Source organism: Vibrio sp. V03_P4A6T147 (genome assembly GCF_002241085.1).
Taxonomy (GTDB): Bacteria; Pseudomonadota; Gammaproteobacteria; order Enterobacterales; family Vibrionaceae; genus Vibrio; species Vibrio anguillarum.
This window is the reverse complement of record NZ_NDIO01000014.1, coordinates 1-9195: the sequence shown is the minus strand read 5'-3', so window position 1 is coordinate 9195 and position 9195 is coordinate 1. Positions and strand designations below refer to the sequence as shown.

10 protein-coding genes and 1 riboswitch are annotated in these 9195 nt (G+C 45.9%); of the genes, 2 read left to right on the top strand and 8 right to left on the bottom strand.

Annotation, left to right across the window (positions count from 1 at the left end):
* Positions 1-813 (top strand): hypothetical protein, encoded by an 813-nt coding sequence (locus B9J84_RS00485; RefSeq protein WP_017044551.1) that lies wholly within the window; start codon positions 1-3, stop codon positions 811-813.
* A gap of 127 nt (positions 814-940) precedes the next feature.
* On the opposite strand, the gene udp is transcribed toward B9J84_RS00485, so the two are convergent.
* The 3 genes from udp to B9J84_RS00470 form a co-directional block, all read right to left on the bottom strand.
* Positions 941-1699: a uridine phosphorylase gene (gene udp / locus B9J84_RS00480; protein WP_010320675.1), complete on the bottom strand. Its 759-nt coding sequence runs from the start codon at positions 1697-1699 to the stop codon at positions 941-943.
* Between the two features lie 334 nt (positions 1700-2033).
* Positions 2034-4328, bottom strand: coding sequence for a zinc/cadmium/mercury/lead-transporting ATPase (locus B9J84_RS00475; RefSeq protein WP_094123275.1), 2295 nt, complete (start codon positions 4326-4328; stop codon positions 2034-2036).
* A 286-nt stretch (positions 4329-4614) separates the two neighbouring features.
* Positions 4615-5031, bottom strand: a complete 417-nt coding sequence (locus tag B9J84_RS00470; protein ID WP_013857256.1) for a CBS domain-containing protein — start codon at positions 5029-5031, stop codon at positions 4615-4617.
* Positions 5032-5305: 274 nt separating this feature from the next.
* Here B9J84_RS00470 and B9J84_RS00465 point away from each other — a divergent pair, with 274 nt between their 5' ends.
* Complete coding sequence (locus B9J84_RS00465) at positions 5306-6271, top strand: sensor domain-containing diguanylate cyclase (RefSeq protein WP_013857257.1); 966 nt, start codon at positions 5306-5308, stop codon at positions 6269-6271.
* Here the strand turns inward: B9J84_RS00465 and moaE are convergent.
* The 5 genes from moaE to moaA all read right to left on the bottom strand — a co-directional run bounded on the left by moaE (position 6268) and on the right by moaA (position 9058).
* Entirely contained in the window at positions 6268-6738 is a 471-nt protein-coding gene (gene moaE, locus B9J84_RS00460; protein ID WP_038148363.1) for a molybdopterin synthase catalytic subunit MoaE, read from the bottom strand. The two genes, B9J84_RS00465 and moaE, sit on opposite strands and share 4 nt — an antisense overlap.
* A 2-nt stretch (positions 6739-6740) precedes the next feature.
* A complete protein-coding gene (gene moaD / locus B9J84_RS00455; protein WP_010320680.1) occupies positions 6741-6986 on the bottom strand; it encodes a molybdopterin synthase sulfur carrier subunit in 246 nt (81 codons plus the stop codon).
* Positions 6979-7479, bottom strand: a complete 501-nt coding sequence (gene moaC, locus B9J84_RS00450) for a cyclic pyranopterin monophosphate synthase MoaC (protein WP_010320681.1) — start codon at positions 7477-7479, stop codon at positions 6979-6981. The genes moaD and moaC overlap by 8 nt, the downstream gene beginning before the upstream one ends.
* 10 nt (positions 7480-7489) lie before the next feature.
* On the bottom strand, positions 7490-8002 hold the full coding sequence (gene moaB / locus B9J84_RS00445) for a molybdenum cofactor biosynthesis protein B (protein WP_010320682.1): 513 nt from the start codon (positions 8000-8002) through the stop codon (positions 7490-7492).
* Positions 8003-8068: 66 nt separating this feature from the next.
* Positions 8069-9058 (bottom strand): GTP 3',8-cyclase MoaA, encoded by a 990-nt coding sequence (gene moaA, locus B9J84_RS00440; protein ID WP_026028246.1) that lies wholly within the window; start codon positions 9056-9058, stop codon positions 8069-8071.
* Positions 9047-9190: riboswitch (molybdenum cofactor riboswitch) on the bottom strand. Its footprint overlaps the gene before it by 12 nt.
* Between the last annotated feature and the right edge of the window lie 5 nt (positions 9191-9195).

Genomic DNA, 9195 nt, shown 5'->3' with positions numbered 1-9195 from the left:
TTGGTTATGTTTGTTTTTATCTCAATGCTTATCTCTATCGGTATATTGTGGCTGATGTTTTATCTGGCAAAACAGCGTGAATCCACATTACAACGTAAATATCAACTGCTGATCGACCTTCGCCAGCTACTGTTTTTATGCCGTCAGCACCGTAACATTACCCATCAAACACTAGCCTCTGGTCAAAGACGCGACACTGAGTTGAATGAATTGCAAGATACGCTATACGAAAAAAGTAATCACTTAATTGCTATCGCACACTTTGACAACAAACCAATGTACCGTGTGCTGCAAATTAAGCTTAAAGCACTCATGAAGGAGTGGCCAGAGCGCTCTGTGGCTCGTAACCAAATGATGCATGGTAAAATAATTCGTCACTGTATGTTCTTAATGGATGAGGTGATACTGGCTTGGTTGGTGGAATCCAACCGCGAAGATCTCAGCGATGAATACCATGTTAATTGGCAACAGGTCATTGATGCGATGGACGCGCTAACTCAGTTACGCATCAGCATTGATGAAATGGATACTCAAGATGGCCGCATACGCTTGCAGCATTATAGTGAGGTTGTCAGGCGTAGGATGAATCAACTCGCCTTAATCAGCCCTTTAACGGTAGCTTCGCCAAGCTGCTCAGCCGCGCTACATAGCCTGAGCGAACTGCATGATCATCCTGCCTTTCAAATAGAAGCTGGCGCGATGTACCAAATCACTTCGGATATTTCACTCAGCATCTCTCACGTTTACGACCAGATGCTCAGCGACTTAACCGAGAGCTTGTACATTCCATTGCCTAAATTGGCGATTGCTTAGTGAGTAATTATTTAGCTGGTGACTGTTTGACTGGTGATTATTTAGAAAGTAAAAAGGCCACTTTATTCAAAAGTGGCCTAATCACTCACCGTGTACATAGATACATCAGTGTAAATTCAGAACTCAATTACAGCATTTTACGCGCCGCTTCGACAACCACTTTGATTGAACGAGCCTCGGTCTCTTTGAGTGTCGCGTGATCTGGGATCTCTTTTTGAGTACGGTTGATGATCACACCTGCCACACAACCTGCTTTCAAACCTGAGCTCGCACACATGGTTAGTAAAGTGGCGGATTCCATCTCAAAGTTCAATACGCCCATATCTTGCCACTCTTTCATTGAGCCTTGGAAACGACGCACAACACGACCAGTGAAGGTATCATAACGCTCTTGGCCTGGGTAGAAAGTATCACTTGATGCGGTGACGCCCATGTGCACGGTTGCACCACTTTCAACTACAGCCGCTTTCATTGCAGTGGCGACATCGAAATCAGCCACAGCAGGGAATTCCATTGGTGCAAAGTGCAAACTTGCACCGTCAAGGCGAACCGAACCTGTGCTGACAATCATATCACCCACATTGACATGAGGTTGGATTGCACCAGTAGTACCTACGCGTAGGAAAGTACGCACGCCAAGTTGAGCAAGCTCTTCAACCGCAATAGACGTAGAAGGACCACCGATACCAGTAGAACAAACAACGACTGGCTTACCGTCTAACTCTGCGCGGTACACAGTGTATTCACGGTGGCTAGCAAGAAAGACTGGATTTTCCATCTCTTCAGCGATTTTTTGTACGCGGGCTGGATCCCCAGGGATAATGGCCAAAGTAGCACCATTCAGATCGGCTTCGGTAACACCTAGATGGAAAACGGCTTGAGACATAAGTGACTCCTTATTGCGGCTTGTTCAGCTCATAGATATACATCGGGTATGCAGCTACTCTAGCGGACCACGCACCAACAAAGAGTGATCAAATTCACAATGAATGACGCAATGTAACGAACACATTCTCATAAAAACGGTTTGCATCACAAAAAACAGCAAGATTGATGAAATAACACCCAACCTTAAAAGATGATTTCCAACACTGCATAACAAAATACAAGCGCAATATCGACGCATTTCACACTATTACCACAATAGGGTGCAAACCCAACAGGCATGAGAGATAACGACCCGCCATGCCTTGCTGAGCTTTTTGGTTTTTAGTCTCGGACTATTTTTTAAATTTCAATAGACGCAACGCATTGAGCGTCACTAACGCGGTAGCTCCACTATCAGCCAGCACCGCCACCCATAAGCCCGTAATACCGAGTAAACTCGTGACTAAAAAGATACTTTTTAAGCCTAGCGCTAGCGTGACATTCTGGCGAATATTGGCGAGTGTAGCTTGTGATAGCTCGATCATGGTGGCGAGCTCGACCAATCGATTATGAGTAATTGCCGCATCGGCCGTTTCCAACGCAACATCGGTACCACCTCCCATCGCAATACCAATGCTGGCCGCTTTCATTGCTGGTGCATCATTAATGCCATCCCCGACCATCGCCACTTGTTTTTGTTGCGCCAACTGTTGAATGTATTCCACTTTATCTTGCGGTAATAAACTGGCTTTGAAATCTATCCCTAATTGAGCACTCATCGTCGCAGCGCTTCTAGGGTTATCGCCAGTGAGCATAATAGTGTCGATCCCCAAACGGCGCAGTGCTTCAATGGCGGCTTTGGCATCTTCACGCAAGGTATCTTGCCATGCGATTAAACCGACAATGTTCTCTTGCTCAAAAACCACCACCACTGTTTTGCCTTGCATCTCTAGCGCTTCCACTTGCGCGCTAAATACATCAGAAAACGGAACATTCGCTTTGCTTGGCGCTAATACGCGCAGTGATTTCCCCTCCACAACCCCCGAAACCCCACTGCCAACTAACGCTCGCTTCTCTATCGCTTCTGGAATGGGCAAAGCCATCGCTTGCACTTTTTTCACTAAAGAGGTTGCCAGAGGATGGCTCGAGCCCATTTCAACCGCTGCGACATAGCGCAACAATTGCTCTTCATCCCAGCCATTGAGCGCAACCACATCCGTAACTTCCGGTTTACCTTTGGTCAAAGTGCCCGTTTTATCAAAAGCAATACTCTCTATTTTTCCAAGCTGTTCGAGCGCCGCGCCCCCTTTGATCAGTGCACCACGACGCGCCGCTGCGGCAAGGCCAGAAGTAATGGCCGCCGGAGTTGAGATAACCAACGCACATGGACAAGCAATCAGCAGTAAGGCTAAGCCACGGTAAACCCATGTTTCCCATGGCTGTGCAAACAGTGTCGGCGGTATCACAACCACGGCTAATGAAACCAACATCATTAATGGGGTATACCAGCGACTAAATTTATCAAGAAAACGTTCTAACGGCGCTTTGCGAGATTCCGCTTCTTCAATCAGATGTAAAATACGGTCAATCGCGTTTTCACCCTGTTTGGAGGTGATGGTGAAACGCACCACCTGATCCGCAACCACTGCACCCGCCATGACACTGTCACCTTGATAGCGTTCGACAGGCAGTGATTCGCCCGTTAACGCGCTCTCATCAAAACTGGCCGACGCTTCGTGCAATTGACCATCCGCGGGTAGCCGAGAGCCGGGAGAAACTTCCACTACATCCCCCGGTTTTAGCTCATGCGCTGCCACCGTGATGCGTTCTCCTGCCACAATTTTTGTTGCCGTTTCAGGCACCAGTGCCATTAAAGCTTTTACACCGCTACGCGCTTTAGAAGCGGCAAAAGCTTCTAGCCGCTCTCCGATGAGGAAGAGTAATAGCACCATCGCTGCTTCAACCGTTTCACCAAGATAGAGCGCTCCGAGCGCCGCAACGCTCATTAAGGTTTCAATCGCAAAAGGTGTGCCTGAGCGTGCCAGTTGAATCGCTTTTTTACCGATAGGATACAAACCGGCAAGGCAGGTCAAAATGAACATCCCATCGCTGATTTGAGGGAAATAAGGCTGCACAATAGCGGCGAGTACCATCGCGCCAGCAATGGAGAGGATCTGCGCGTTCTGTTTTATGACTGACTTCCAATCGCTACGGATGGGGGCAGAAACTGGATTAGCCGCATCAATGCGGTGAGCCGTAAAACCTGCATTACGAACCGCTTGTTCTATTTCAAGCGCTGCCTCTTCGGTATTAAACTTGACCACCAATTTTTCAGTGGCAAACAGCACTTTGGCGTCGATCACATTACCCACTTTTTTAAGCGCCGTTTCAACCTTACGTGCGCAAGATGGGCAATCCATCCCTTCAATTTTCCAGCTTTGGTTAAACTGTGTTTTAACGGATGTGAGCTGCGCGGGTTCATCATCAGGATCATTGCTTGCGCACTCTTGTGACCCGCAGCACCCCTCTTCATTTGAATCAACGCCCGCAGCCCTAATCGCGGTAATTTTAAGACTAGAGCATGACACCGCCTGCGGGTTTGCCATGCTATTTTTTGTAGTACTGCAAGCTTCATGTTTTGTGCACATAGGATTCTCCTTCTCTGATGCACAAAGCTTAAACCTTAGAGTAAACTCCAAGGTCAAGCACATTTTTATCAAACCTGCACTTAACGCACATTCACCTTGATTAGATGGAAAAGAGGTGCACTGCACCTCTAGAATTTTATTTATTACTGCTGATATACCCAAACAACTTGGAGTTGCAGGTAGGCGGCAAGTAAGTGAGTCCCCATGAGCATAGGCAAACTATGTTATTGGGGTGAACGAACGTAGCCAACACTGCTGCAGCTTCAAGTAGGAAGGGTATAGTTTGCTATGTTGGTTTTTTAAAACAATGCGTTAAGTTTTTCCCTAATGCTCTCAGTACATCTCTGCGCGTAATAATGCCAACCAATTTACCTTGATCGATCACGGGATAAACTTTCGGTTTTCCTACTTTCATCATGTCAGCAAGCTCAATAATAGAGGTGTCTGATGAAACGGACAGCACTTCAGGGTGCATGCAGTCACGGACTAAATGGGTGTCTTCACAGAAATAACTCACCTTCACCAATTTATCGAGCAAATCCTGCTCTGATAGAAAGCCAATCACTTGTTCTTGGTCGTTAATAACAGGACCACCAAGATGCTCCGAACGCATCACTTTTTCTAAAGCCGCAGTCATTGGCATGTCCGGTTTGAAGGTGATGGCTTGTAATGTCATATAGTCTTTAACTATTAGCGATTGCATATCTGTCTCCTTGGTTGCAACGGTATGCTGCCTTAAGTTAAGTGTTGACTAATTTCACCGTTTTGCTAAATGGAAAAAATCGATTTTGCTCATCGGCACAAACTATCGATATTACAAATAGTTAATTTTTATCAAAGGTAAATGGCAAAATCTTTTATCAAAACGTCTCATTTTTGAATCAAACAACACGTTAAGAACACGATGTCTCGCAAGATTTTACAGTTAATATCATTTATATCTTAAACATTGACCGTTGTATTAATAAGGACTGGGCATGGTGAATTCGCCACTGTTTTCCGAGATTATAGAAAACCCAGCACTGATGCGCAGCTTGTTGGAGTCATTACCTGAACCCACTTTTCTGATTAACCGCGATGGCGTATATGTGGAGGCCTTAGGAGGAACGGATCGCAGCCGACACCACGACCCAAGAGTTCTCATTGGTCTCAATCTATACCAGGTATTACCCGAAAAAAAAGCCGCTTGGTTTCATCAAATTATCCAAGAAGTCATTGATAACGGACAAATGCGAGAGTTTGAATACGATCTCGACCTAAGGGTAATTGCTCAATTTAAAGGTAGCTCTGGCCCTATCGATATTCAGTTTTTTAACGCATTGGTCATCCCGCTGAAAAATACTGAGTACGTGCTATGGATTGTGAGAAATATTACCGCTTATAAGCGCACGTTAGAGCGGCTTTCTATACACCAACTTGAGTTAGAAAAACTGACCAATGTGGATCATTTAACTCAGGTCTATAACCGTTATGCGATGGACTCATTACTGCCCAAAGCGTTAGATAAGATCAAACGTGAGCAAAGTAGTGCTGCAATTTTCATGATCGACTTAGATTGCTTCAAAGAATATAACGACCACTATGGCCATGTGAATGGCGATACTGTGCTGCGCAAGATAGCGAGCACTCTGCAGCATTGGAAACGTAAAGATGACCTCTGCTTTCGCTATGGAGGAGATGAATTTCTACTATTTATTGCGGATATTGATATTAAACAGTGCGAGCAAAAAGCATTACAACTACTTAGTGAAGTGAGAGAGCTGCAAATCCCTCACCGCTATTCTCGTGTCTCATTGTATGTATCGATTACTATCGGCATCCAATATTGCGAACACATACCGACTGGCATGACGCCAGAACAGTTTGTATCAACGGCCGATAAAGCGCTGTTTCATGCGAAGAATCAACAGCGCGGAACTATTCATATACTACACAAGGCTTAGTCGATGGTGTGATGATTAGCCCAACGTTGCGCGGCTTGGGCATCTGAATCTCGAGACTCCACCCAGCGTGTTTGTTCGGTGGTGCGCTCTTTCTTCCAAAACGGTGCTTTGGCTTTAAGGTAATCCATAACGAATTCGCACGCCTCAAAAGCCGCACCACGATGTGAGCTCGACACGCCTACAAACACGATTTGATCGCCAATATCTAAATCACCGATTCGGTGGATCACACGGATTTTTTGCACCGGCCAACGTGCCTGCGCCTGATCACAAATATCACTCAAAGCTTTTTCTGTCATTCCCGGATAGTGCTCAAGCGTTAAGCCAATAACATTATCACCTAAATTCATATCACGAACTTTGCCAATAAAGGTAACCACAGCGCCAGCGGAAGTACCTTGCGACAAATCACGGTATTCTGCGTCTACCGAGAAATCTGATATTTGAACGGAAATACGACTATCCATCACTAGCCTCCGGTTACTGGAGGAAAAAAAGCCACTTCATCACCATCACTTAACGGGTAATCAAAGGCAACGATGGTTTGATTGACTGCCACCAGCAGTTTTCCCGGTTGCAAGGCTAAATCCCATTTCCCAGGCTGCGAGGCTAAGTGGCTACGCAGTGCTTCAACCGTAGCAAACTGTGCCTTGAGTTGAATGCTGTCTTGGCCGATCAACTCACGAGTTTGAGCAAAAAAGAGAACATTAATCATGCGTGACCTTTTGTTGTGGCTGAGCGCTAAAGTAACCCGATTTCCCGCCGCTTTTTTCAAGTAAGCGCACTTGTTCAATCACGATATCTTTTTGTACTGCTTTACACATGTCGTAAATGGTTAACGCCGCCACCGATGCCGCGGTTAAGGCTTCCATTTCAACCCCTGTTTTACCGGTTAATTTACACAATGATTCAATTCGAACTTTGCTTTGTGCTTCGATGGCTTCGAGCTGCACTTCTACTTTAGTAAGCAGCAATGGGTGGCACAGTGGGATTAAATCCCACGTTTTCTTCGCCGCTTGAATGCCCGCAATTCTTGCGGTGGCAAACACATCACCTTTGTGGTGTTGCCCAGAAAGGATCAGTTGCAGCGTTTGTGGTGACATCTTCACAAAGGCTTCCGCACGTGCTTCACGTACGGTTTCAGCCTTGGCAGAGACATCGACCATATTGGCTTCGCCTGAGGCATTAATATGAGTAAATTCGCTCATTGAAACCCCGTTAAACCGAAAGATGTGGCATAAAGTTGCATGGGCGATGGCTGGCATCTAACTGCTGTTTGATGATTTTTGTCCAACCGGTTTTGCACGCTCCTGTTGAACCTGGCATGGCAAAAATAACCGTATGGTTGGCAAAACCTGCAATGGCGCGAGACTGAATGGTTGAAGTGCCAATTTCATCGTAAGAGACCAATCGGAACAGCTCGCCAAAACCTTCAACTTCTTTATCAAACAAGGGCTTTAATGCCTCTGGTGTGCTGTCGCGTGAGGTAAAACCCGTTCCACCCGTGATCAGCACGGCTTGCACGTTTTCATCCGCGATCCACTGAGAAACAATCGCGCGAATTTTATACTGATCATCAATAACAATCTGCTTATCGGCCAGAATGTGTCCCGCTTGTTGAAGTTGCTCAGCTAAGTAACCGCCTGAAGTATCGTTTTCTTCAGTACGAGTATCGGAAACCGTCAGTACGGCAATATGTGCTGGTTGAAATGCGCTTTCTGCGTGACCCATGTGTTCACCTACTGTTCAAATGTGTACCACATCACCCGCTAAACAATAGCCAGTGACAAAAAGAATTTAGCCGCCAATGGAGGCGAGATTAGGCGTCATACCCGTATTGCCATCTTGTAAAAAATGGCTGACCGACTTGGTCTGTAATTGCGCTTGAATGCGCTCAATTAAGGCTTGCTGTTGATTATCTTGGGCGAGCAGATCGCGCAATTCAACGCCTTGCTCACCGAAAAGGCACAGGTGTAACTTCCCCTTTGCCGAAACACGTAAGCGGTTGCAGCTATGGCAAAAGTTTTTCTCATACGGCATGATAAGACCGATTTCACCTTGGTAATCGGCATGAACAAATACTTGCGCTGGCCCATCATTGTGAGCTCGGGTTTTCAGCACCCAACCATTGGCAATCAGTTGATTACGAATGGCAACACCTGAAATATGGTGACGCTCAAACAGCGAGTCCATTTCACCAGTTTGCATTAGTTCAATAAAACGAAGTTGAATAGGGCGATGTTTAATCCAATCTAAAAAAGCAGGTAACTGCTGATGATTAAGGTCTTTTAGCAGCACAACGTTGACTTTAACTTGCTGGTAACCGACTTCAAAAGCGCGATCAATCCCCGCCATCACTTGCGTAAATTTGTTTTCACCCGTGATTTGGTGGAACATTCTTGGATCAAGACTATCGACACTGACATTGATATGCGTTAACCCGGCCGATTGCCAACCTTCTACTTGTTTGGCCATACGGTAACCGTTGGTGGTGGTCGCCACTTTCTCTATACCAGCGGTATTCGCCACACAAGCAATAATGTCGTTAAAGTCTTTACGCAAAGTTGGCTCCCCCCCTGTGATGCGTACTTTCGACGTACCACAGTCGGCAAAGGCTCGCACGACGCGTTGTATTTCAGGAAGGGTTAAAAAAGACGAGTTTTTCTGCCCCGAAGGTTGATAACCATCAGGCAGGCAATATGTGCATTTAAAGTTACAGACATCTGTAACAGATAAACGTAAATAATAAAATTTACGTTGGAATCTATCTTCGAACTGTTGCGCCACGGAACACCTTTCCAAATACGGGAGGCATAATCATTTCCAATTATGCCCTTGTGGTATTAGACCACTGGCTTAACCACCCTATCTCACAAAAATGAGACTTAGCCAGTTAAGCTCGGAGCTATGGCAGCCGTTGAGGT